Source organism: Paraburkholderia aspalathi (assembly GCF_905220735.1).
Classification (GTDB): Bacteria; Pseudomonadota; Gammaproteobacteria; order Burkholderiales; family Burkholderiaceae; genus Paraburkholderia; species Paraburkholderia aspalathi.
This window is the reverse complement of record NZ_CAJNBA010000005.1, coordinates 480,427-505,634: the sequence shown is the minus strand read 5'-3', so window position 1 is coordinate 505,634 and position 25,208 is coordinate 480,427. Positions and strand designations below refer to the sequence as shown.

General features: G+C 59.8%; 18 protein-coding genes. 11 read left to right on the top strand and 7 right to left on the bottom strand.

Going from position 1 to position 25,208, the window contains the following annotated elements:
- Positions 1-27: 27 nt before the first annotated feature.
- Positions 28-1,029 (bottom strand): lipopolysaccharide heptosyltransferase I, encoded by a 1,002-nt coding sequence (gene waaC, locus KHO30_RS28830; protein WP_211703025.1) that lies wholly within the window; start codon positions 1,027-1,029, stop codon positions 28-30.
- A 243-nt stretch (positions 1,030-1,272) separates the two neighbouring features.
- Complete coding sequence (locus KHO30_RS28825; protein WP_200650691.1) at positions 1,273-2,667, bottom strand: phosphomannomutase/phosphoglucomutase; 1,395 nt, start codon at positions 2,665-2,667, stop codon at positions 1,273-1,275.
- 304 nt (positions 2,668-2,971) lie between these two features.
- Between KHO30_RS28825 and KHO30_RS28820 the strand changes: the two genes are divergently transcribed.
- From KHO30_RS28820 to galE, 4 genes are read left to right on the top strand one after another with little or no spacing between them, the layout of a single operon-like run.
- Positions 2,972-4,234: an oligosaccharide flippase family protein gene (locus KHO30_RS28820; RefSeq protein ID WP_211703024.1), complete on the top strand. Its 1,263-nt coding sequence runs from the start codon at positions 2,972-2,974 to the stop codon at positions 4,232-4,234.
- Entirely contained in the window at positions 4,231-5,061 is an 831-nt protein-coding gene (locus KHO30_RS28815) for a glycosyltransferase (RefSeq protein WP_211703023.1), read from the top strand. The genes KHO30_RS28820 and KHO30_RS28815 overlap by 4 nt, the downstream gene beginning before the upstream one ends.
- Positions 5,062-5,112: 51 nt before the next feature.
- Entirely contained in the window at positions 5,113-6,261 is a 1,149-nt protein-coding gene (locus KHO30_RS28810; protein ID WP_211703022.1) for a glycosyltransferase family 4 protein, read from the top strand.
- 12 nt (positions 6,262-6,273) lie between these two features.
- The gene (gene galE / locus KHO30_RS28805; protein WP_211703021.1) at positions 6,274-7,302 is read left to right on the top strand and encodes a UDP-glucose 4-epimerase GalE; all 1,029 of its coding nucleotides are present in this window, start codon (positions 6,274-6,276) and stop codon (positions 7,300-7,302) included.
- 106 nt (positions 7,303-7,408) lie between these two features.
- Here the strand turns inward: galE and KHO30_RS28800 are convergent, their stop codons facing one another.
- Positions 7,409-8,905, bottom strand: a complete 1,497-nt coding sequence (locus KHO30_RS28800) for a hypothetical protein (protein ID WP_244864152.1) — start codon at positions 8,903-8,905, stop codon at positions 7,409-7,411.
- A 184-nt stretch (positions 8,906-9,089) separates the two neighbouring features.
- Positions 9,090-10,643 (bottom strand): methyl-accepting chemotaxis protein, encoded by a 1,554-nt coding sequence (locus tag KHO30_RS28795; RefSeq protein ID WP_211703019.1) that lies wholly within the window; start codon positions 10,641-10,643, stop codon positions 9,090-9,092.
- 269 nt (positions 10,644-10,912) lie between these two features.
- Here KHO30_RS28795 and KHO30_RS28790 point away from each other — a divergent pair, with 269 nt between their 5' ends.
- Together KHO30_RS28790 and KHO30_RS28785 are read left to right on the top strand one after the other, a co-directional pair.
- The gene (locus KHO30_RS28790; protein ID WP_054041755.1) at positions 10,913-12,013 is read left to right on the top strand and encodes an MraY family glycosyltransferase; all 1,101 of its coding nucleotides are present in this window, start codon (positions 10,913-10,915) and stop codon (positions 12,011-12,013) included.
- A gap of 75 nt (positions 12,014-12,088) precedes the next feature.
- Positions 12,089-13,090, top strand: a complete 1,002-nt coding sequence (locus KHO30_RS28785; RefSeq protein ID WP_211703018.1) for a glycosyltransferase family 9 protein — start codon at positions 12,089-12,091, stop codon at positions 13,088-13,090.
- A 72-nt stretch (positions 13,091-13,162) separates the two neighbouring features.
- Here KHO30_RS28785 and KHO30_RS28780 read toward each other — a convergent pair whose 3' ends face one another.
- The 3 genes from KHO30_RS28780 to KHO30_RS28770 are packed head-to-tail and all read right to left on the bottom strand — an operon-like array spanning position 13,163 to position 17,053.
- Positions 13,163-15,049, bottom strand: a complete 1,887-nt coding sequence (locus KHO30_RS28780) for a polysaccharide biosynthesis protein (RefSeq protein ID WP_200621934.1) — start codon at positions 15,047-15,049, stop codon at positions 13,163-13,165.
- Between the two features lie 11 nt (positions 15,050-15,060).
- Positions 15,061-16,083: an MraY family glycosyltransferase gene (locus tag KHO30_RS28775; RefSeq protein WP_200621933.1), complete on the bottom strand. Its 1,023-nt coding sequence runs from the start codon at positions 16,081-16,083 to the stop codon at positions 15,061-15,063.
- 10 nt (positions 16,084-16,093) lie between these two features.
- Positions 16,094-17,053 (bottom strand): UDP-glucose 4-epimerase family protein, encoded by a 960-nt coding sequence (locus KHO30_RS28770; RefSeq protein WP_211703017.1) that lies wholly within the window; start codon positions 17,051-17,053, stop codon positions 16,094-16,096.
- Between the two features lie 606 nt (positions 17,054-17,659).
- Between KHO30_RS28770 and KHO30_RS28765 the strand changes: the two genes are divergently transcribed.
- The 5 genes from KHO30_RS28765 to KHO30_RS28745 are packed head-to-tail and all read left to right on the top strand — an operon-like array spanning position 17,660 to position 25,207.
- Positions 17,660-18,637: a glycosyltransferase family 4 protein gene (locus KHO30_RS28765; RefSeq protein ID WP_211703016.1), complete on the top strand. Its 978-nt coding sequence runs from the start codon at positions 17,660-17,662 to the stop codon at positions 18,635-18,637.
- Between the two features lie 4 nt (positions 18,638-18,641).
- The gene (locus tag KHO30_RS28760) at positions 18,642-20,816 is read left to right on the top strand and encodes a glycosyltransferase family 2 protein (RefSeq protein ID WP_211703015.1); all 2,175 of its coding nucleotides are present in this window, start codon (positions 18,642-18,644) and stop codon (positions 20,814-20,816) included.
- A 4-nt stretch (positions 20,817-20,820) separates the two neighbouring features.
- Complete coding sequence (locus KHO30_RS28755; protein WP_211703014.1) at positions 20,821-23,163, top strand: glycosyltransferase family 4 protein; 2,343 nt, start codon at positions 20,821-20,823, stop codon at positions 23,161-23,163.
- The gene (locus KHO30_RS28750) at positions 23,160-24,227 is read left to right on the top strand and encodes a glycosyltransferase family 4 protein (RefSeq protein WP_093636359.1); all 1,068 of its coding nucleotides are present in this window, start codon (positions 23,160-23,162) and stop codon (positions 24,225-24,227) included. Before KHO30_RS28755 ends, KHO30_RS28750 begins: the two co-directional genes overlap by 4 nt.
- Positions 24,224-25,207, top strand: coding sequence for a glycosyltransferase family 4 protein (locus tag KHO30_RS28745; RefSeq protein ID WP_093636361.1), 984 nt, complete (start codon positions 24,224-24,226; stop codon positions 25,205-25,207). Before KHO30_RS28750 ends, KHO30_RS28745 begins: the two co-directional genes overlap by 4 nt.
- Position 25,208: the final 1 nt, after the last annotated feature.

Genomic DNA, 25,208 nt, shown 5'->3' with positions numbered 1-25,208 from the left:
AGCACACCGCATTACAGCGTTACGACATTAGAGCAGGCCGAATCCGGCCAACGCGGATTTGACCTCTTGCAGCGTGGGCGGCTTGCCAGCGGTGCCGAGATTGACAACGTTCGGCGACCAGTAGCCGCCAGTGCGCCACGCGGTGGCGAAATTGTACAACTCGACCGTCGGACGCTTCAGCGCCGCCGCAATGTGAACTAGACCTGTGTCAACGCCGACTGTCGCGGCGGCGCCGTCGATGAGGCCGACCACCGCCGGCAACGAGAGCTTGGGCGGCACGATCGCCGCGCCGCCGAATTCCTTCGCCAGACGCTCGCTGGTGACGCGTTCTTCCTCGCTGCCCCACGGCAGCACGATCGACGCGCCGCGCCGCACCAAAGACTGCCCAAGCTCGATCCAGGCGGTGTCGGGCCACTGCTTGTCGGCGCGCGAGGTGGCGTGCACGAACACCACGTAGGGCACCGGCAGATTCAGATTCGCTTCCGACAACGCCAGCGCCGCGCGCCCGGTGTCGATGCCGAAGTCGATGTCGTCGGTGGGTTGCGGCTGCGGGTCGTCCAGCGCGGCGGCCACCAGCTGGCGCGTGCGCTCGACCACATGGGTGCGCGGCTCGATCGGCACGCGCTTGTCGTAGAAGAAGCGCACCGGCCATTCGTAGCCCGCGCCCTCGGTCCGGTTCGCGAGGCCGACCAGCGGCCCGCGCGCCATGCTCGCGACCCACGCGGTCTTGATGAGCCCCTGGCAGTCGATCACGAGGTCGTAGTTCTCGGCGGCGAGCGCGCGGCGAAACGCGCCGATCTCGCGCCAGTTGTCGACCGAGAGGATGCGTTTGCGCCAGCGCCGCAGCGACACTGGAATCGCCCGCCGCACGCCGCTGACGAGCTCCACGAGCCCCACGAAGCTTTCCTCGACGAGCCAGTCGATCTGGGCCTCGGGATGGCGGCGTCGGATGTCGGCGATCACCGGCATGTTGTGAACGACGTCGCCCAATGACGACACCCTCACGATTAGTATCTTTTGCACGCTCAAGTGTGGGAAAACCGGCTATCCGGCCCGAAGATGCGTTGAGAAAGCCCCCAAACCTGTCGCTTCGCGCCAGGCCCCCCGAGGGGGAGTGAGAAAACTTGGGGCGGCCCGGCGTTTTCTCACGAGGACGGCAATTCTATCGCGACACAGGTAAATGGCACGAAAAAACGCGGCGCGGTAACTGAAACCCGCGCCGCGTTCGACTGCAACCGCGGTTCACGAAGAACCGCGCCGCCGCTAGAGCTTTTAGAACGGCAGCTTCGCGTCCGGCTTCTCAGCCATGATCACACGGCGGAAGTCCTCCTGGATGCGCTTGAGCGCTGCGTCGCTATCGGCTTCGAAACGCATGACCACCACCGGCGTGGTGTTCGACGAACGCGCCAGACCGAAGCCGTCCGGGTACTCGACACGCAAGCCGTCGATCTTCACCACATCGTCCGCGCCGGTGAACTTCGCGTTTTGCTGCAAACGCGCGATCAGCTCGAAGTTTTCACCTTCTTCGAGCTTCAATTGCAGTTCCGGCGTGGAATTCGAGTTCGGCAGCGAGTTCAGCAGCTTGCTCGGATCCGCCACACGCGTGAGGATTTCCAGCAGACGCGCGCCTGTGTACAGGCCGTCGTCGAAACCATACCAGCGGTCCTTGAAGAACACGTGGCCGCTCATTTCGCCTGCCAGCGGCGCGCCGGTTTCACGCAGCTTCGCCTTGACCAGCGAGTGGCCGGTCTTCCACATCAGCGGTTCGCCGCCCTTCTCCTTGATCCACTTGCCCAGATTGCGTGTGCACTTCACGTCGTAAATGATCTGCGCGCCCTTGTTGCGCGACAGCACTTCTTCGGCGAACAGCATCAGTTGGCGGTCCGGATAGATGATCTGGCCGTCTTTGGTGACGACGCCGAGGCGGTCGCCGTCACCGTCGAAGGCGAAACCGATTTCAGCATCCGTTTCCTTTAGCGCGCGGATCACGTCCTGGAGGTTTTCCGGGTGAGCCGGGTCCGGGTGGTGGTTCGGGAAGTTGCCGTCGATTTCGGTGAACAGTTCAACCAGTTCGCAGCCAAGCTTCTTGAAGAGCTTCGGCGCGAGGCCGCCAGCCACACCGTTGCCGGTGTCGACCACGATCTTGATCGGACGCGCGAGCTTGACGTCGCTGGTGATGCGATCCAGATAGGCGTCGGCGATGTCGTACTCGGTGTACGTACCGCTGCCCGCAGAGAAGTTTTCGTCGACGATGCGCTGATGCAGCGCGAGGATCTGTTCGCCGTAAATGGCCGCGCCGCGCAGGACCATCTTGAAGCCGTTGTAGTCAGGCGGATTGTGGCTGCCCGTCACGACGATGCACGAATCGACGCGGCGCTCGCCGCCGTCGAGCTGCAACGGCACGTTAGCCGCGAAGTAGCCGACCGGGGTCGGCACCATGCCGACGTTGACCACGTCGACGCCCGCCGCACGCAGACCGTCCGATAGCGCCTGGATCAGATCGGGACCCGACAGGCGGCCGTCACGCGCCACCACCACGGCGTCGCCGCCTTGCGCCCGCACTTCGCTGCCAAAAGCGAGACCGATCGAACGCGCTGCATCAGTGTCGAGCGTCTTGCCGATCACACCGCGAATGTCATACGCCTTGAAAATAGATTTGGAGATCATGATGGCTCACTTGCGTGCAATGGAAAATTTTGACCGGCGTATAGCCGAGGGATCGGTAAAACTACCTGCTAAACCGAGCGATGCGCCCTTGCCGGAAGCGATCCGGTTCCAACTTATAATTGCGCCTTCCGGACATGCCCTAATAGACGCCCATTCTAATGCTTAGACGCCCTGCTTTTGCAATGTTGCCGCGACAGTCGGCCAGGTCGGCTGTTACACATTGCGCCCTGGCGCACGTTGCGTCACCCGCACAACACCTGCAACACCTACCACGCGTGCAACCGCATAGGCGAGTGTCGACCGGATGCTGACGCTCAAACGCTTCGCCAATCCCGACGTCACCCGCGCCTTCACCAACATCGTCTGGCTCGGGCTGGAGCGGCTCACGCAGATCGGCGTGGCGATCGCGATCAGCGGCATGCTGGCGCGCTACTTCGGGCCTGACACCTTCGGCAAATGGCAGTACGCGAACACGCTGCTGCTGGTGCTGTCGCCGATTACCTGGGTGTGCGGGGCGGAAATTCTGGTTCCGACCATCGTCAGCCGGCCGCCCACCCAGCTGGGCACGGTGCTCGGCAGCGCCTTTGCGCTGCGCTTTTCGGTTTCCGTCGCGGCGCTGCTGCTCACGTGGCTCGGCATTGCGCTGCACTTCTTCGACCCGCTGGTGGGCGCCATGCTCGCCGGACTTGCGGTGACGATGCTGTTTCGCGAACCGTTCGTCGGCGTGATCAATGCGTGGCTGCAAAGCATGACTTACAGCAAGCCGCAGTTGCTCACCAGCATGAGCACCGCGGTGCTGAAGGCCGGCATCGTCTATCTGATGGTACGCGCCATAGCAACGCCCGCGCGCTTCGGCTGGCTGTGGGCCGCGGAATCGGCGCTCATTGGCGCGGTTCTCCTGATCTATTACACCCGCCGGCATGGCGGCAAGCTCGGCTGGCACGTCGACCGTTCGCTCTTCAAGCACTTCGCTACCGCAGGCACCGTGTTCTGGATCGGGCTGATCTGTATGTATCTGTTCCTGAAACTGGACCGACTGATGCTCGAGCGGGCGATTTCCTTCGCCGACCTCGGACGCTATTCCGCCGCGCAACAGCTCAACGAAAACTGGATCACGCTCGCGCTGATGCTTGCGCAGACGATTGCGCCCGCCTTCATCTACCGCGTGCAAGACGCCGCACAATTGCGCCGCAACGTGTGGCGGCTAACGGCCATGACCGCCGCGCTGATGGTGAGCGGTGCGATCGTGCTGGATCTGCTGGCGGGGATCATCATCCGCCGCGTGTTCGGACCGGATTTTGAAGGCGCCATCGAGATTTTCCGCTGGGCCGTCTGGCTTTCCGTGCCGGCCGGCATCGAAGCGATCGGCAATCTGATCGTGCTGAAATATCAGGCCAAATTCGTGTTGCTCTCGAAGTGGCTGCTGGCGCTGGCCGTCGCGTTCGTGGTCAATCTGCTGGCGATTCCGCGGCTTGGCGCTTACGGTGCGCTGGTCGGTCTCGCGGCCGGTTATCTCGCCGCCGCGTCAGTTAATCTTTATTACATTCGTTTCAAATTGCGCCCATGACGAATTCATCCGCCGCCGCGCAAATTTCTCTCGACGACGTCGCCGTCCTGATGCCCGCGTACAACGGCCAGGCCGACGTCGATCTCACGCTGGCCTCGTTCAGCGAAAGCGCGCTGATCCACGTATTGATCGTCGACGACGGCAGCACGCCGCCGATCGTCGCACCGTCGATCCCCAACATGAAGATCGAAGTGCTGCGCATGCCGCAGAACGGCGGCATCGAGCGCGCGCTGCAAACCGGCATCGACGCCCTTGCGCAGCGCGGCTTTCGCTACGCAGCACGCATCGACGCGGGCGACCGCAGCGTGCCGCAGCGCCTCGCCAAGCAACGCGTGTTCATGGAGTTGCATCCGCAAGTGGCCGGCCTCGGCATGTGGACGCAGGTCGTCACGCGTGAAGGCAAACCGCTTTTCATGCTGACGCCGCCCGCGGAACCGAACGAGATCCGGCGTCTGCGCTTCTTCCGCTCATGCCTCGCGCATCCTTCGATGATGCTGCGCGTTGACGCGGTTCGTGCGGTCGGCAACTATCGCGCGGCCTATCCTTCCGCCGAAGACCTCGATCTGTTCCTGCGCCTGATGGCACGCTACGACTGCGCGAACCTGCCGGAACTCGGGCTCTATTACGAGCTGAACGAAGGCGGCATCAGCGCGACCAAACGGCGCCGCCAGGTCAGCTCGACGCTGCGGCTGCAACTGCGCTACTTCAACGTCACCAATCTGTACGACTGGCTGGGTCTCGCCAAAAATCTGCTGCACTTCGTGACGCCTTACCGCGCCTTGCAGCGGGTCAAACGCACGCTGCTCGCGCCGCGTGTGGGCCACTGATTCCGCTACACCGTCATTCACCCTGTCATTCACCGTCGAGCCCGTTCCCGCATGAAGCCTGCCTTTAAATCGACGCCCGCGCTACGCATTACACTCGTCTGTAACACCGCCTGGGCAATCTATACGTATCGGCAAGGGCTGATCCGCATGCTGGTTGGCCGCGGCGTCGACGTGACGGTGCTCGCGCCGCGCGACCGCACGTTCGAGCTGCTCACCGCGATGGGGTGCCGCTGCATCGAATTGCCGGTGGCCTCCAAAGGCACCAGTCCGCGCGAGGACCTGCGCACACTTTTGTCGTTGTATCGTTTGTATCGAAGCATCCGCCCGCACGTTGTGTTCCACTACACGATCAAGCCGAACATTTACGGCTCGGTCGCCGCGAAACTGGCGGGTGTGCAGTCGGTGGCGGTGACGACCGGGCTCGGTTACGTATTCATCCAGCAGAGCCGCGCTGCGCAAGTCGCCAAAAAACTGTACCGTTTCGCCTTCCGCTTCCCGCGCGAAATCTGGTTTCTGAATCGCGACGACCAGGCCGCGTTTGTCGAGCAGAATTTGTTGGTGCATCCTGAACGTGCGCGTCTCCTACATGGCGAAGGCGTGGATCTCGAACAATTCGCCTTCACGCCGCTGCCGGAGCGGGCGGAATTCAAGTTCGTGCTGATCGGGCGGCTCTTGTGGGACAAGGGCGTGGCCGAATATGTCGAAGCCGCGCGGCGCTTGCGTGAACGTTATCCTCAGGCGCGGTTCCAATTGCTCGGTCCGGTCGGCGTCGACAACCCCAGCGCGATCACACGCGAAGAAGTAGCCGCGTGGGAGCAGGAAGGCATCATCGAGTATCTTGGCGAGGCGCACGACGTGCGGCCCTTTATCGTCGATGCGGACTGCGTCGTCCTGCCTTCCTATCGCGAAGGCGTGCCGCGCACGCTGATGGAAGCATCGGCGATGGGCCGGCCGATTGTTACGACGGATGTGCCCGGCTGCCGTGAAGTGGTGGCGGACGGCGTCAATGGATTGCTGTGCGAAGTGCGCAATGCCGCGAGTCTCGCGGAGAAGCTGGCGCAGATGCTCGACATGAGTGGCGCCGAGCGCCGTGCAATGGCTGAACGCGGCCGACAGAAAGTCGCGGAAGAATTCGACGAACGCGTGGTCGTCGAAACGTATAAAGACCTGGTGCAGAAAATGACGGGCGTTTTACTTTAACGGAGCAACAGCATGACCACGAAGGGTACGATTCTGGTAACGGGCGGTGCAGGATTTATCGGCTCGCACACATGTGTCGAACTGCTCAACGGCGGTTACGACGTCGTGGTAATCGACAATCTCGTGAACAGCAACCGCGAATCGCTGCGGCGCGTGGAGAAAATCACCGGCAAGGCCGTGAGCTTCTACGAAGCCGACGCGCGAGACGAAGCGGCGCTCAATCGTATTTTCGACGCACACCCGATCACCGGCGCGATTCACTTTGCCGCGCTGAAGGCGGTGGGCGAATCGGTCGCGAAGCCGATCGAGTACTACAGCAATAACGTCGGCAGTTTGCTGGCGCTGCTCGGCGTGATGCGCGATCGCAACGTGAAGCAGTTCGTGTTCAGTTCATCGGCAACGGTGTATGGCGTGCCGAAGAGCTCGCCGATCGACGAATCGTTTCCACTGTCGGCAACCAATCCTTATGGGCAGTCGAAGTTGATTGCCGAGCAGGTATTGCGTGATCTGGAATTGGCGGATGCGTCCTGGCGGATCGCGACGCTGCGCTATTTCAATCCGGTTGGCGCGCATGAGAGCGGGTTGATTGGCGAGGATCCGGCGGGTATTCCGAATAACCTGATGCCGTATGTGGCGCAGGTTGCTGTCGGCAAGCTCGAGAAGCTGCGGGTGTTCGGTGGCGACTATGAGACGCCGGATGGCACCGGCGTGCGCGACTACATCCACGTTGTGGACCTGGCACGTGGGCATCTGGCGGCACTGGATGCGCTGGTTAAGCGTGATGCCAGTTTGGTGGTGAATCTTGGGACGGGCCAGGGGTATAGCGTGATCGACGTCGTCAAGGCGTTCGAGAAGGCTTCGGGGCGCCCTGTGCCTTATGAGATTGTGGCGCGCCGGCCGGGCGATGTGGCTTCGTGTTTTGCGGATCCGGCGGCGGCTTTGAATGTACTTGGATGGCGCGCTGAGTTTGGGATCGAGCGGATGTGTGCGGATCACTGGCGTTGGCAGTCGGCGAATCCGCAGGGGTTTGCGCAGGCGTAACCTCGGATATACGTCTACGCTTCTGCGTGCGCTTGTGTTTTTACTTTTGCGCACGCAGAAGTCGTTGAATGGCGAAGGCAGCACCCTCACTACAGCAGCGATTCAGTTACTTCACGGCGCCTTCCGGGTAGAAATACAAACCCGCGACATTTGCCGCACTGACCAATCCTTCCTTCGGCACCGCTGACACAAGATAGCGTCCATGCGCGGCGCTGATTTGCGCCGCTGTGCAACGCGCCGATTGCGAGAAGACAAGCTGCCAGTTCTGTGCGATGCAAAACGGCGTGGCTCCCTGACGCAGCGCATAAACCCGCGTGCCCACCACGGTCGCCCAGAGGTGCTCCCAGTTTGCAGAACCGTCGAGATCGAACACAAGACCATCGGCTCCAAGCTGCTTGATCGCCGCGTAGACGGCTGGAATCTCCGGGTCGTTGTATTGAGAAACGTATTCAGGCGGCTGATGGATACGAACTCCGGCGAAAACAGCCACCGCGACACAGACGACCACCGTCACACGGATTGGCACGCCCGTCACGTTGTCGAAAACGCGCTTCAACAGCAACGTCAGTGCAAGCGCTGGCACCGCGTAATAGAAAATCCCGACGTAGATGAACGAAAAATTGTCGACGCCGAAGACAGAATAAAAAAGGAAGCCAACCGTCGCGCTCGCCAATGACAGCACGATTGCTCTCTCCGCCCCAATGCGATCTTCACTCTCCCGCCCCGAATTGTTGGTCGCGAGGACGGCACAGGCAGCGGCGCCGAACAGAATCCCAAAGAGGCCGTTACTCCAGAACAGACCAACGAAACGTATCGCGTCCCCGAGATGGTTCGCGTGATGCGCATGGCCAAAAGCGGCATATTCAGCCACTGGTCCAGGAAAATGAAGAATGGTCTGGATCGCGAGCGGGACAAGAAACAGTGCTGCAATCACGACAGCGATCGCAATCGCCCGAAAATTCCCTACGAGATAGTCACGACTCAATACCCAATTGCCCCGCGTGTTGCCGGTCCGAGCATAAAGCCACGTATTCGCAACGACCGCACATGCGAGCATGATTGCGGCTATCCCGAAGAAGGACGCATGACCATTCAAAAGGAACCCCAGGCTGACTGCAAGCAGCACGAGTCCGTCTCTGCGCCCCATGATCAGAGCAGCAAGGGCCACCGTAAAGGCGGCAAACGCAAAGTAGTAAAGATGCGGGAACCAGGTGCCCGCGAACGCCTGATAGTTGATGTACGCGGTGACACCGACAAACAGAGCCGTGGTAGTGACGGCAGCCGGCATCGACCCTTGCATCCTTCGCAAAAGCACACCGATCGAAGCAATCCAGAATCCGGAAAGCAACGCCACCGCATAAATCTGCCCGGAGAACGGCGAAGTGACCCAGCGCGTCAGATCAAAAAATGCGGCCTCGCCTGCTGCAAGCACATAAAGGAACGCCGGGCCCGGATGGTTGAATCCGATTCGAGAATAATTGCCGACTAACAGGCTGAATTGCTTGGCCTGAAGCACCAGCAGGGAATTCGCCGCAAAATCCCCGGTTTCATGAAGCTGGACGGACGAGAAGGTCTGCCCGAACACGATGATAAACAGCGCCACGCAAATCGCTGAGACGACAAAAGCCACCCACCCCTTGAGCACGGCGCACCTGTTTTCATGTTATTCGAATGCGGAGCTGTCTTTCGACGTCGTTCGGGCTACGCAACTCTTCGAATAGCCTCGCGAAATCAGCCGCAAGCGAAAACGGTTATGGAAAAACAGGATTGTAAATTAGACCGCCTTATCAAGCCTCATCGAGATGGAACACCGCAACGGCATCCTTCAGGATGATGACCTGCTCTTCGAGGGATTTTGCTGCGGCAGCGGCCTCCTCAACGAGCGCCGCATTGTGTTGCGTCACCTCGTCGATCTGTGTGATGGCCTTGTTGACCTGTTCGATACCGTCGCTCTGTTCATGCGCGGAAGCCTCGATCTCGTTCATGACGCCGGTGACGCGCTGAACCGCGTCCATGGCTTCGTGAATTGTCTTCTGTGCGTCGGACACGAGCGATGCCCCCTGCTCTACCTTGGCGGCCGATTCGCCGATCAATTCCTTGATTTCCTTCGCCGCCGAGCCGGAGCGCTGCGCGAGGCTACGCACTTCCGAGGCCACCACCGCAAAGCCGCGCCCTTGCTCGCCCGCACGGGCTGCCTCGACGGCCGCGTTCAAGGCGAGGATGTTGGTCTGAAACGCAATCCCCTCGATCATGCCGATGATCTCAGCCACCTTGCGCGACGATTCGCTGATCCCATCCATCGTCTCAGTGACGCGCGACACTACAGCGCCACCACGCGTTACCGTATCTAACGCACCCTGCGCCAACCGGTTTGCCTGCTTCGCGTTATCTGCATTCTGCTTCACGGTCGCGGAGAGCTGCTCCATGCTCGCCGCGGTCTGTTGAAGCGCCGCCGCCTGCTGCTCCGTCCGAGACGACAGGTCGGCATTGCCTGCCGCAATCTCGTTCGCACCTTGCGTAATCGCCGTCGTACTGCCGCGCACCTTCGCTACCGTCTCGACGAGACCGTCACGCATCTTCGTCAATGCGCCGAGTAACTGGCCCATCTCGTTGCGCGACTTGTTTTTGATTGAGATCGTCAGGTCACCCGCCGCAATGCGTTCGAAGTGTTTTATGGTCGCATTGACGGGCTTGACCACCGCCGCCGACAAGCCGACCCGCGCCATCACACCGATCACGATAGAAATCGCGCCGATCCCCGCGAACAGTAGCGTCGCAAGCTGGAACCGCTGAGCTCCCTTCTCGGCCTGCTTGTGCTGGCTGTCCGTCTGCAAGCGCTGCAGCGCGTCGATGGCCTTCGAATAGGTCGTGTAGAAGGCGTTCGCGGTTTCGCCCTGGATGTTGCGGAAGGTATTGAAGTCGAAGTCGTTGAGCGCCTTGAACGCCGGCTCGATCGCCTTATCGACGAGCGCGCTGCGCGCCTGCTCGACGTTCTGCGCGAGCTTCTTCTCGTCCTCGCTTGCGAACGGGCCGGTCATGTAATCGGCGAAGTCCTTGTTCGACTCGACCAGCACCTTATGCGCGGCCGGCAACAGGTCGTCCGTCTGCTTGCCGACGCTGAAGAGCGTCTGATAGGAGCCGAGCGCAAGCTGTACTTGCAGCAGCTTCTCGGAGCTCGCCTTCAGATGCGACAGCGCTGCGGCGCTGTGCTGGGTTTCGTCGAGGCTGCTATTCGCCAGTTTGAGCGCGCCGTAGCCGACGCCGATCACGGTCAGCAGGAAAACGACGAATACGCTGATCACTAGCGTCAGGCCGCCACGAATGGTGATGTTGTTAAGCATTGGTTCTCCGGAACGTCTCATTGATCGGCGGCGAACCCCGTGATGCGCCGGCGATCGTCTTTTTCGCCAGCAACCTACACCTCACCGCATCTAGGTTAACGGCCCTCGCGAGACCTCGCTGCATAGGTGGAATCCATGACAGGCGTGGCTTTGCGGGCTGGCAAAGCTTCACTATCTGGGATTTTTCGCCGGTTTGGCACGAGCGCTGCTTTTCTGGGCCTCATGCGTTTCGTTTGTATAATTCGGCGTCTTCGCTCAGGCCCACTTTCATGCTTAGTTTTGCGCTCGGCTTCCTCGTTTCACTGCTGATCACGCTGTTGATCGTGCGCTATGCGCATTTGCATGAAAAATTCTCGACCGATACCGATCTGGCCGGCGTGCAGAAATTCCATGTGCGCCCGGTGCCGCGCATCGGCGGGGCCGGAATTCTGGTCGGGCTGATCGTGTCTGCCGTGCAGTTGCATCACGCGTATCCCGCCGTGTCGGGCGGCATCCTAGGGCTGATCGCGTGCGGCATGCCGGCATTCGGTTCGGGATTGGTCGAGGATCTGACCAAGCGCGTCTCGCCGCTCGCACGGCTCGTCTGCACGATGGCGGCCGCCGCTCTCGCCTACTTCCTGCTGAATATCGCCGTGACGCGCATCAGCGTGCCGCCGCTCGACTTTCTGCTCTCGTATGCGGTGATCTCCTGTGCGGTCACCGTGCTGGCCGTCGCGGCGCTCGCCAACGCGATCAATATCATCGACGGCTTCAACGGCCTCGCTTCGATGGTCGCGTTCATGATGTTCGCTTCGCTCGCTTACGTGGCGTTCCAGGTGTCCGATCCGATCGTGCTGTCGGCTTCGTTCATGATGATGGGCGCGGTGCTCGGCTTCTTCATCTGGAATTTCCCGGCGGGGCTGATTTTCCTCGGCGACGGCGGTGCGTATTTCATCGGCTTCATGCTCGCCGAGCTTTCGATCATGCTGGTGATGCGCAATCGCGATGTGTCGGCGTGGTATCCGGTGCTGCTTTTCATGTACCCGATCTTCGAGACCTGTTTCTCGATCTACCGGAAGAAGTTCATTCGCGGGATGTCTCCTGGGATTCCCGACGGCGTGCATCTGCACATGCTGGTTTACAAGCGCTTGATGCGCTGGGCGGTGGGTGCCCGTACCGCTCGTGAGCTGACGCGGCGGAACTCGCTGACGTCGCCGTATCTGTGGCTGCTATGCCTGATCGCAGTCGTGCCGGCGACGTTGTTCTGGCGGCACACGCTGCATCTGTTCTGCTTTGTGGTGGTGTTTGCGGCGACTTATGTGTGGCTCTATATGAGCATCGTGCGGTTCAAGTCACCGAGGTGGATGGTGGTAAGGAAAGGGAAGCGATAGTCGAAGCACATATCTGCCTGAACGCAGGCGGCACGAATATCATCAGTTGCATCCATGAATCGCCAAGGGTCCGAAATGAACCGGACTTTTGGCGTTATCCCGATCGACATGATATCTATTTCGTCCGTCAAGCGAATCGCCTTGATGCTTCTCTCCGGCCAGCAGCTTTTGATAGCTCATGCCGCGCCACAGAAAGTCAAAAAATTACTCTGGTATTACGACTGGGCCACGATCGGTGACTCCATTATGGATCTGTCACAGAGGCTTCTGATCGACCCGCGCATATCCATCGATCTATGCATGCCACACGGTCCGGTGGAACTTTTTGTGAGGGATACCCGGTTCCGACGCGTGTCCCGTTCGCTGGACGATTGCGATGCGCGGTACGACATGGTGATCGTCCAAAGCCTCACTACGAAAACCATCTTAAAGAAGATTCAATACCATCCGTTCACTCCATGGTTTTCGATCATGGGGCACCGCAGGGACGAGAATTTTTCGAGAATTCAGCTTTCGTACGAACAGATTAAGCGCGTGTTCAAATCGACGCTCGAATCTGGCCCGATCGCACCCACGTTGACGATCTCTGACCAGGGCGCCGGAAGCGCTGAAATATTTACGATTGCGGTCGCGGTGGGGGGCGGCGACAAGCGACGCAGGTACGAAAACTGGGCGATGCTTATCAAGCAGATTTCGTCGAGTTGGCCTAAGCAGGTCCCGAGCCCGCGGTTCATTCTGATCGGCACGGGAGAAATTGCGCTCGATACGGTGAGAGCGGTCCGTGACGACATTGCTTGCGGCCATGTCGAGTCTTACGTAGACCTGCCGAATATCGCCGCGGCAGCCGAGTTGATAAAGCAGAGTTCCTTTTTTATCGGCGCGGATGGGGGGCTTATGCATATCGCCGCAGCACTCGGAAAGCCCGGTGTCGCGATCTTCTGTCAAATCAAGCCCGAGTGGCGACTCCATGCCCAATCGACGATACGGACCGTTTCCGCTGAGCAGGATATCGACAGCGTTCCGATCGAGAGAATCGCCAGCGAGGTGACTGATTATTGTCGCGAGTTGCTGCGGTAAACGAGGCTGGAAGGGACGGCGCGCTCTGGGGGCATCCGCGGGACACGCCCCCCCCCCAAGAGCACATACGATCTAGGAGGCCCGCGTGACTTGCGTGACGCTACCGACACTGCGCAAAGCGGGTGCAGCGGCCGGTTGATATTCCGGCACCCAGCGACGCAGGTCGCGGCGGACTTCGTCGTCGCTCGGCACGCGATGCTGCATTAGCCAGGGCAGAAGGTTGTCGATGAAGCTGTCCGGCACTTCACGCGCCCGCGCGATACGCAACTTCGGATGCGGCGTACGGGTGGTGGTTTCGTCGTCCGCCAGCAATTCTTCGTACAGCTTTTCGCCGGGGCGCAGACCGGTGAACACCACACGAATCTGCTCTTCCGTAAAGCCGTAAAGACGGATCAGATCATGCGCGAGGTCGGCGATCCGCACCGGCTTACCCATGTCGAGAATGAAGATTTCACCGCCGTGCCCCATGCTGGACGCCTGCAGCACGAGTTGCGACGCTTCCGGAATCGTCATGAAAAAGCGCGTGATTTCCGGGTGCGTAACCGTCACCGGGCCGCCGCGAGCAATCTGTTCCTGAAACTTCGGGATCACACTGCCGGCGCTGCCGAGCACATTGCCGAACCGAACGGTTTCAAACTGCGTGCGTTTTGCGCCCTGCTGCAACGCTGAACAAGCCATTTCCGCAAGACGCTTGCTCGCGCCCATGACGTTGGTCGGATTGACCGCCTTGTCCGTGGAAATCAAAACGAAATGGGCGACGTCGTGGCGAATCGCCGCGCGTCCCACGCGATACGTGCCGAGCACGTTATTGCGCACCGCCTGCCAGGTGTTCACCTCTTCCATCAGCGGCACGTGCTTGTAGGCCGCGGCGTGGAAGACGATATGCGGGCAGTAACGCCCCATCACCTGATCGAGAAGCAAGGAATCTTTCGCGTCGCCGATGATCGGCACTACCGATACTTCGGGATATTTATCGCGCAGCTCTTCGTTGAGGCGGTAGATCGAGAACTCGGAGACGTCGAACGCCACCAGTTGGACCGGCCCGTAGCGCAGAATTTGGCGGCACAGTTCGGAGCCGATCGAGCCGCCCGCGCCAGTCACCATCACGACACGGTTTTTAAGCAGCGCTTCGACGTGCTGCGTGTCGATCATGACCGGATCGCGGCCAAGCAGGTCTTCGAGATCGATCTGCCGTACGCGCGACAGGAAAGCCTGGCCTTGAGTAAGCGGCGTGAGCGCCGGCAGCGTCATCGCGCGTACGCCTGCGCGCACGCACAGCGTGGCAATACGGCGATGTGCTTCCACCGAAGCCGAAGGCACTGCAATGATGACGTGCTCGACCTTCATTTCAGCCGTGATCTTCTGCAGATCGCTGATAGCGCCAAGCACACGGTAGCCGTAGATTTCGCGACCCTGTTTGACCGGGTCGTCGTCCAGCAGACCAGCGAGGCGCCATTCTCCGGAACGTTTCAGCTCCCGCACCAGATTCGCGCCGGCGTTACCCGCGCCGAGCACCAGCACAGGCTTGCCCTGCCCCACGAGGCCGCCGTAGCGATAGAACTCCTTCGCAGCGCGATACAACGCGCGCGAGCCGCCCATTGACAGGAAAAGCAGCATGGGCGAAACAATCAGGACAGAGCGTGGCACGACCGGGGCCGGCTGCAATAGCGCCGAGCCAATGACGACCACTACCGCACCGACCCCAATCGCCTTGGCGATTCTCACGAGGTCGGGCAGGCTGGCGAAGACCCACATGCCCCGATACAGCCCGTAGCTGCGGAACATCACGGCATAGATCACCAGGACCCACACCAGTGCATGGAGTCCGCTCGACCAGAACGGGGCGGGCACGGGTCCGTTGAAACGGATCACGTAGGCCAGCAACCAGGCCAGCGCCACCGCACACAAGTCGAACGCAAACGCACTGAACGAAAGCCATCGGGCTTTGAATCTTTTCATTGCGCAGAACCTCAAGATTGCCCGGAACGGGACACATGGCGCCGCCAGTAGCGATCAATGAAAAGCCCGGCGAGCACGAGCACAGCAGCCCATGCGGCGACGACAAGCCATTGATAAACCACAGCAATACCTAGTGCCCATAAAGCAAGCATTATGCCCGCGACCATGAACAAATACCAAATTCGGGCCGTTGATGCGTGCCCGAAACCGCCCTGCACCAGTCTTTGATAGTAGTGTTCCCGGTGCGCCTGCCAAAACTTTTCACCACGGAGCAGCCGTTTAAGCAGAGTAACCGACGCGTCACCGATAAAGGGAGAAAAACTTACCGCCGGGAACCAGATTGGCCACACGCCTTCGCGCCAACCCCAGTAGCCGAGGGCACCAGCCAGAAAGCCCAAGGGGATCGAACCCGCATCGCCGAGAAAAATTCGGGCGGGATGAAAATTGAACAGCAGAAACCCCGCTGCCGCCCCCGCCACCACCAGACAAGCCAGCGCCAGCGCGGGGTCCGGATGGGTCGAAATGGACGCGGCGATTGCGTAGCCGCCAAAGCCGAACAGGGCCATACCACCGGCAAGACCGTCCGAACCGTCCATGAAATTGTACAAATTGACCAGCCAGATGAGTAAGAACGCCAGGGCTGCCAGGGCCCACCAAGGCGCTGCGGCCGGGTAGACGACGATCAGCGCAACCACGGCCGCGGCGTGGCCGCCGAACCGGACTCGGGCGGGCAAACCGCGGCGGTCGTCGATTTGCGACAACGCGGCCAGCAGCGCCGCCAGCAGTGCGGGCAACCATAGGACGGGCGCCGCGAGCCAGATCAGGATCACGACCACCGGCACGATGCCCCAGCCGCCTACGCGCGGCGTTGGACGTGTGTGCAGCGAACGGTCGTTGGGGATGTCGGTGGCTAGGCGCCAGGCCAGGCCCGTGCGGAGCAGAAACCATAGGATCCCCGCACAGGCACACAGCGCTAGTAAGCCCCAAAGGAGTAGGTGCACGAAAGGAGCGGTAAGGAACGAAGCGATCGGCATTGAGGATGGTTCAGTGCGTTGAGCGGTACCAGGCGGCTGTCTCCAGCAAGCCATGTTCGACGGTATAAGGCGGGTACCAACCGAGGCGCTCGCGGATATGAGAGCTGTCGAGGCGTAGTTCACCGATCAGCCGGTCGACCTGGGCCGAGCGGCCGGTCAGACGGCCGGCAAGGCTCAGTAAACCCACGGGAACGGGTATCAGGCGCACCGGCGCGTGCAGTTGGGTGGCGAGTGCCCGGGCCAGCTCTGAAACGCTCAGATCGCGGCCATCAGTGACGTGGAAGGTCTCGCCAACGGCGCGTGGGTCGGTTGTGCAGTGCACGAGCGCGTCGGCCAGGTTGTCGACGAACAGGAGGCTGCGACGGGCTGCAATTGAGCCGAGGGGCAGCGGAACGCCGTTAGCAATGGCGCGCATCAGCTGCAGGAAGTTGGCGCGCACGCCGGGGCCGTAGACCAGCGGCGGACGCACGATCACGATTTCGAGGCCCGATTCGTGACCGTAGTCGATCAGCGCGCGCTCGGCTTCGAGCTTGGAGATGCCGTAAGGGTCGGTGGGCGCGGGTTCGTCTGCTTCGGTAATGGGCCGGCCGGCGCTGCTTTCGCCTACTGCTTTGATGCTGCTGACAAAAACGAAGCGGCGCGCGCCCGCGCGGCGGGCGGCAGCGGCGACACGCAAAGCGCCTGTGACGTTGGTGGCGCGATAGGCGGCGAAAGGATCGGCCGTCGTTTCGTGCTTCATGTGCACGCGTGCTGCGAGGTGGATAACCGCGTCGCAGCGCGTTGCCACCGGCCAGCGTTGGTCGATGCCTTCGAAGTCGTTAGCGTCGAAGAGCCATTCGCGGACGCCTTCGACCGTGGTTTGCGGGCGGCGTACTACGCCGACGACGCTGTCGCCGCGCTGCAGCAATGCCCGGGATACCGCACGGCCGACGAAACCGTTGGCGCCGGTAATCAGCACACGTTGAGTCATCGGGCAGCGTCCAACTGGCGAAGTGACCACGCTCCGGCATGGATTACCGCGCCTACAAACGGCGGGACAGGCTGATGAGACACGATACAATCTGGCATCGGCGATGCTTCTGTGGAAGTCTGTTTGGGAAGCGTATTGTATGCGGGCAGCTTCCGCTGCAACCCGTTTCTCGTAAGCGTTAGGCGCTAAAATGCGCGAGTAGCAAACAGGCTGAAAGCACGGCGGAGTCTCGGGTCGTGATGATAAAACGGACGGGCCCCTCAGACGCCCGCTCGAACACTTCTTAACATCTCAAACATATTCGCGCATGTGGAATTCGCAGTTTAGGTCCGACGTGCTCGACGACAGCACAATCAACTTCGCTCCAGAGCGACGTGGAGGCGCGGCGACCCGCGCTCCGGTGAGTCGACACTTAGTTACCACTGTTACCACTGGGCTTTGCATCGCACCGCCGCGCGTACGTCCTGCGACGTACCGGCCGGATCGCCATCAGGCATCTTACGGATCGCCGTTCCGCGCCGCGTGATCGCGAGCGCATCATGCGCGCCTGTGCGCTGGCAGAGATTGTCGATCTGATTAAAAGTTTGAGCAGATAGAGTCCCATTCATGAAAGTGCTGTTCGCCACTTACCCAATGGCCTTCCACACCCCCGGAGGCGGAGAAATACAGCTGCTTGCGTATCGCAAGCATCTACCCGCGCACGGAGTGGACGTCACGCTGTTCGATCAATGGAACCCACGGTTCCTCGAACATGACGTGGTCCACTTCTTCTCGTGCGTCGGCGGCTCAGTCCATTTCTGCAACTTCGTTAAGCAGTTGGGCTTGCCCCTAGTGGTCTCGTCCAGTCTGTGGGTGACGGAAGAGACCAAGCATCTCTATCCGATCGGCGAGATCCATCACCAGTTTTCGTTGGCGGACCGCGTTGTTGCGAACTCCGACATCGAGTGCGAGACACTCGCACGGATCTTTGACCTCCCACGAGAAAAATTCGTCACGGTTCTGAACGGCGTCGAGGAAAGCTTTTACGAGCCGGTCGCGCCCGAGCTGTTTCGCAACGAGTTCAAAATTCACGATCGCTTCGTGCTGAACGTGGGCAACATCGAGCCACGCAAAAACCAGTTGGCGCTGGTCAAGGCGATGAAATCGTTCCCCGAACTCAAGCTCGTTCTGATCGGCCACCAGCGTGATCCGGAATACGCGAAGGCGTGCTTCGCGGAGGGTGGCGACCAGCTCATTTACGCAGGCACGTTAGCCCATGATTCGCCGGCACTTCGCTCCGCGTACGCGGCATGCGAAGTGTTCGTTTTGCCGAGCACGTTGGAAACACCGGGGCTCGCTGCACTCGAAGCTCATGCAGCGGGATGCCCCGCCGCGGTGACCGAGGTGGGGTCGACACGCGAATACTTCGGCGACGAGGTGGAGTATCTGGATCCCTCAAACGTCGACAGCATTGTTGACGCGATACGCCGAGCAGCAAAACCGCGAGGTTCGCGCACGACGCACGCCGCTGAGGCTCACCGTCGACACCTGAACTGGCAAACGGTGCTCACTCAATTAGAAACGACTTACCGCTCCCTGGTGTGAGAATATGAAATTTCAGTTGCGTCCTTTAAAGAACGTTGAAAAAACGTCGAGTGCGGCTTTCCCGTGGCTAGCGATCAATAACGATCCGCAGTTCTGGATCAAAGGCTGGAAGAAGATGGTGGGCAGACATGTCCGGGTCTCCTTTCAGTTGCAGACTGACAAGCTGCCGGCGTCGCCTTGCGTCCTTTACTACGACGCAGGCCACGGCATGTCCGAAGCAACGGCCATCTACATGACGGTCGGTTCGGACGGCACGGTCAAGCAGGATCTGCTTCTGCCCTTCACCACGAACGCGTTGCGCCTGGATCCGATCGCACAGGCCGGTCCCTTCTCCATTAGCAATTTCAACATCGAGCTTCTGGCGCGTGAGGTGCCGTTCGTTCTGCATCGGCCACGCCACATGCTGGCTTCGCAACCAAGCGTTGTCGCCAACACACCCGCGCCTGTGGCCGACGGCCGTCGCGACTATCCGAAGTGGATCAAGTCGCACGAGCCACAACGCTCCGCATACACCGCGCTGCGCAAGCGTGTGTCGGGCTGGAAGGACAAGCCGCTATTCAGCGTGCTGATGCCGACATACAACACGCCGGAGCGCTGGCTTCGCAAGGCAATCGATTCGGTCATCAACCAGGTGTACGACAATTGGGAGCTTTGCATCGCGGACGACAACTCCTCCGACCCCAGCGTTCGAAAAACGCTTACGGAGTACGCGCGCAAAGATCCCCGCATCAAGGTGACCTACCGCACCACGAACGGCCGCATCAGTGCTGCGAGCAACAGCGCGCTCGAACTGGTCACGGGTGAATTCGTAGGCCTGCTGGATCACGACGATGAACTTCACCCGCTCGCGCTGTTTTGCGTCGCAGAAGCATTACAGGAGCATCCGGAAGCCTCGTTGATCTACTCGGACGAAGACAAGATTTCGGTGGACGGCGTACGTTCCGAACCGTACTTCAAGCCGGCGTTCAACTACGACCTGTTCCTTAGCCAGAACATGATCACGCACTTCGGTGTGTACCGTGCTTCGGCAATGCGAGAAATCGGAGGATTCCGCGACGAGTTCAACGGCTCGCAGGACTACGATCTGGCGCTGCGATTCCTTGACTACTGCGGCGAAGGCGCGATTCATCACATTCCGCGCGTGCTCTATCACTGGCGCGTACACCCGCAAAGCACGGCATCCACGCATGAAGCCAAGCCGTATGCACATATCGCAGCGATGCGTGCAATCGACGAGCACTTGCAGAGAAAAGGCGTAAAGGGCCATGTCGAACCGGCGCCCGGAGCAAGCGGTTACAACAAGGTGTGCTACGAACTCCCGGACGCACAACCGTCGGTCGAGATCATCATTCCGACGCGCGATGCTGCTCGTCTGGTTGAACAATGTGTAGCGTCGATTCGCGAAAAGACCACCTACAAGAACTTTCGCATCACGATCATCGACAATGGTTCGGTCGAGCCGGCAACGCACGAACTCTTTGCCCGCTTGCAGGCAGACGGCGTCGTGACAGTGAAGCGGGATGATGCCCCGTTCAACTACTCGGCACTGAACAATCGCGTAGGGCTTGCGAGTACAGCCGATTTCGTCTGTCTGATGAACAACGATATCGAAGTCATCACACCGGAATGGCTGAGCGAAATGGTATCGCTCGCGCTGCAACCCGGCGTGGGCTGTGTCGGCGCAAAACTACTCTATCCGAACGACACACTCCAGCATGCCGGCGTCATTATCGGTGTCGGGGGTGTTGCCGGTCACTCGCACAAACATAGCGCCAAGCCTCAGCCGGGTTATTTCTCGAGAACACTGCTGCGCAGTTCGATGTGCGCAGTGACCGCCGCCTGCCTCGTGGTACGGCAATCGATTTTCAAGCAGGTCGGCGGACTCGACGAACAGCTACAGGTCGCGTTCAACGACGTCGACTTCTGCCTGCGCGTTCGCAAAGAGGGGTATCGCAATGTGTGGACCCCTTATGCCGAGTTGTATCACCACGAGTCTGCGACTCGCGGATACGAAGACAATCCGGAGAAGATCGCCCGATTCAATCGGGAAGTCGCGTACGTGCAGAACCGCTGGGGTGATTTCTTGTTGAACGACCCATGCTACTCGCCGAACCTGACGCTGGAACACGAGGACTTCTCCTTTGCGTGGCCTTCCCGAGTTGCCGACCTGATCCAGTAAAGAAATGACAAAAACAACCGAGTGGCTGGATCAAGCACGACACCCGTCCGAAAGCGAACGATTCGCGTTGCCCAGCGCCGTTTACTTTTTGCTTAAGTTTCGTGCGGACCTCGCTGAGTTTTCCTGCAAGACGCTGACCGACCGGATCGCACTGTATCTGTGGTGGGAATCCGTCGCGCGTACAGACTACCCGGACTTCGACTGGAAACCCCGATCGCAAGACCTTGCTTATGTCGAGCAACTCGACAACGCAACGCTGATCTCGGAACACCCCCGAAGCATTGCATATTGGCTGAAGAGCACAGCGCCGAGCATTCTGGACGGAAAGCATCTGACCGCAACTTTGCTCGAGCCGGCCGATATCGACGGGCCAAGTGGTTTCGACTTACCTGCGTTCCTTTCGGTAATCGTCGAAAACCGAACCGATTTGAAACAGGTTTTTGACCTGACGACCGTTGCCGGTCGACTGGGGTGCGTGAGCTGGTGGCAAGAGCGCGGTCAAGTCGAATACCCGAGGATCGCCTGGTCTCCGGCAGAGATCTTTCACGCGCTTCTCGAAACACACGAAAGCAGTAATGCCGACGAAGTGCCGTGCCCGCGTCTGCTGCACCTCATCAGAAACGAACGCGCCGATTTGCGGCAAGCTTACGACCTCGAGACCTTCGGCGGTCGAATCGCATTTCTGGGCTGGTGGCGCGATCACAGAAAGGACCAATACCCGAGCATCAGATGGATACTTTCTGGCGTGCCTGAGGGTCTCTTTGAGCTCGAGGACTCCGATAACGCCACAGGGATCCCTCTTCCCCTTTTTCTGATTCTGATGTGTCGCGACCGGGCTGATTTGCGGCAGGCGTTCGATCTGAAAACATTGACTGGACGCCTGGCCGCGCTGACCTGGTGGGATAGCGAAGGACAGTTCGCCTACCCGGTTATCCAATGGTCGACAAACACCCTCTTGCCGACCTTGCTGGCATCAGAGTCGGCCCCCGGAACACCCGCGTCTGCCGTCCCCCGATTCCTCGAATCGATCCGGCAGGACCGCGCTGACCTGACCGCGACATTTGACACCAGCACGGAGGCCGGAGCAACCGAGCTGGTACGCTGGTGGCAAAACCACGGCAGAAACGAATATCCAACGCTGGGTTCGATCTCCATTGCTACCGTTAGCGCCAATTCTCACGGCAGCGGCAATCAATACGTTATGTCGATCGAGCGCGCCTGGCGCGCCCGCCCGTTCGGGGTCAACATTGTCGGATTTCCGCAGGGAGTGCTCGGGCTCGGCGAAGACGCAAGAATGGCGTCGAAAGCTCTTGGGCTCTCCGCGATCCCATGCGCGCTGATCAATGCGCCCATGGCAGGCCCAGCGAAACTCGATACGTCCGTCGACCACCTCCTAAGCGTCAACCTCAAGTACGGGTTGAGCGTCTTTTGCCTGCCGCCGCCCGAAATGCTGCGACTTTCGCTCGAGGGCGGACGCAACCTCATCGAGGCTGACACGTACAAGATCGGCGCGTGGCCGTGGGAATTGCCACAGTGGCCGAGCGCCTTCGGCCAGCTTCATCGGCTCGTCGACGAAATTTGGGCGCAGAGCAGGTTCGTACAATCGGCATTCGCGAGACAAGGGGACACTGCAGTCCATCACGTTCCGATGGCAGTGAACATCCCAGCGCCGGTGAATCCCGACCGCAGCCGGTTTGGCTTACCGTCCAACGAGTTCCTGTTCTACCTGATGTTCGACGGCAATTCGTGGCTGACGCGCAAGAATCCAATCGCCGGTATCCATGCGTTTCAGAAAGCATTTGGCGCCCAGACCTCCGGCGTCAGTCTGATCGTCAAAGCGATGAACGTGCGAGACAGCGATCCGACGTGGCGCGCAGTGTGCGAACTCGCTGCACAGGATCCTCGAATCCGTATCGTCTCGGAGCGATTGAGCCGTCAGGATACGGTCGATTTTATGGCCGCATGCGACGCTTATATCTCGCTCCATCGCAGCGAAGGGTTCGGGCGCGTGATTGCTGAAGCCATGCTATTGGGACAGCCTGTCGTAGTAACGAACTTCTCTGGGAATGTGGATTTCTGCGACGAGCAGACATCCTTTCTTGTGGATGGAGACCTCGTCCCCCTGCGCGCAGGCGACTATCTGTTTTACGAGGGTCAGTACTGGTGCGATCCCGACGTGTCGACTGCGGCGGAACAGATCCGTACGGTCTTCGAAGACAAAGACCGCCGGAAACGCGTTGCCAAGGCCGGCCAGGCGCGTATTGTCCGCGACTATTCTATTGAGGCAGTCGCTCGTGCATACGCCGATAGACTGGCGGAAATCAAAGCAGGAGTCGTGTCTCCATGAGAGTGCTGATCTGCGCGCCAGACATCTTCAGCGGCGACGCTGTCGGAAACCATTGCCTCGGCGTGGCTCGAGCTGCGCGGCGGCTTGGCTTCTCCGCGGAGTTGTACGCACAGAACCACGATGCCGCTAACGAGAGAGTGCATCCTCTCAGCGAACTATCTTCCGCGGTTCAGCCCGACGATGTCCTCTTCCTTAGCTATTCAATTTTTGATCCGAACCTGGATCAGATAACGAAGTTGAATTGCAAGAAGATTGGCTATTTCCATGGCGTAACAGATCCGGAACTACTACGCGCTTTCGAACCACGCACTGCTCAATTGTGCCAGGACGCGCTCGCGCAGTTACCCGCCCTCGGCGTCTTCGATTTACTCGTTGCGAACTCGCATTTTTCGGCCCAAGCGCTTGAAGGCGTAGCTGGGCATGCAACGATTGAAGTTGTCCCGCCTGTCTTCGCCGACATGCCCGCATTCAGCCGCAATCCGAACTCGCGCAGCGCACCGCGCGCGAACGCCGAATTGCTGATGGTTGGCCGCGTCGTTCCACACAAGCGGATCGAAGATGGCATCGAGATTCTGCACAGGTTACGCAACCTCGGCGTGCCTTCAACGTTGTCCGTCATAGGCAGCATGCCGAACTATGACTACTCGAAATACCTGATTAACTATGCTCGCAGACTCGGCGTGCTCGACCACGTCGATTTCAAGGGCACGCTCGATGACTGCGATCTGCTTGATTGTTTCGAACGATCAGCTGTTCTGTTGGTGACCAGTCGTCACGAGGGGTTTTGCGTGCCCGTACTTGAAGCGATGCATTATGGGAAGCCCGTACTCGTGCGTGCGGGCACGGCAGCCGAAGAGTTGTGTCTCGCCGAAAGCGTATTGCCGGATGACGCGCCTGCCGATTCATGGGCAACGCTGCTCGCGCAATTGGTCGATGTCACCGGGGGCAAGGCCGGGCAGTCGCGCGAAATCTACTTGAATCGCGCCAAGGATATCCTTCTGAAGACCAGCGATGAAGTGTGGCGCAATCTGTTCACACAGCTTGCGACCGGGAGAACGACATGACGGGTTTGAAATTCCTGCTCACCACGTACAGCACAGCATTCACTGTAAGCGGCGGAGGCGAGTCCGAGCTCGTACAGGTCGCCGAAATCATGAAGGCTTCCGGTGTTCATACGGACATTTACGGCATCGGCAGCCGGCCACTCAGTTTCTACGACGGCATCATCCATTTCTCGGTACACGCCGACGGAGAAGCCATTCTCCGAGAGGCCAAACTTAAGAACAAGCCTGTCTTTCTTTGGCCGAATGTCTGGTGGACCGACGCACCAACCGCTAACGAGGTTGCGAGAATTGCCGAGATCACTCGTGGCGTGCACAAGCTGTTATTCAAATCACAAGCGGAACTCGCCAACTTTACGCAGTATGTCTCCGTGCCGGAGGACAAACTCCTGGTGGTTCCGACATGCGTTTCCGATCGCTTTCTCGCGCCGGCAGACAACGATCTGTTGTCGACGATCTGCAACGCGACTAACTTCGCACTATGTCTCGGCCTGATTGAACCGATCAAAAACCAGTTGCAACTGATCCGGGCGTTGAACGAACTTAAGCTCGAAGGCGTATTCGTCGGCGGTGCGAGAGACGACGAGTATTACCGGCAATGCGTAAAGGAAGCACACCCCGGCATCACCTTCCTACCCTTCGTGCAGCCATGCAGCGCGCTCCTGCGTTCGATCATTTCCAACTGTGCAGTCATAGTAGAAGCCAGCATCGATCCTCCAGGGCGTTCGAGCCTCGAGGGCGCGATCATGCGGAAACCACTTGTTATTGGAGACGGCCCTTGGCAAAGGGAGCATTTCGCAGACGGTGTCTGGTATGCGCCCACCGATTCGGTACAAGGATTAGCAAAGGCGATCGAAGGCGCAATGACAGACGCGGATCGTGAATCGAAAATCTTGCAGACGTACGAGCGTGTGCTGGACCGGCATTCAGCTTCAACCATTGGACCACAACTCGCCGAGATGCTAGCAAGAGAAAGTATTTGAC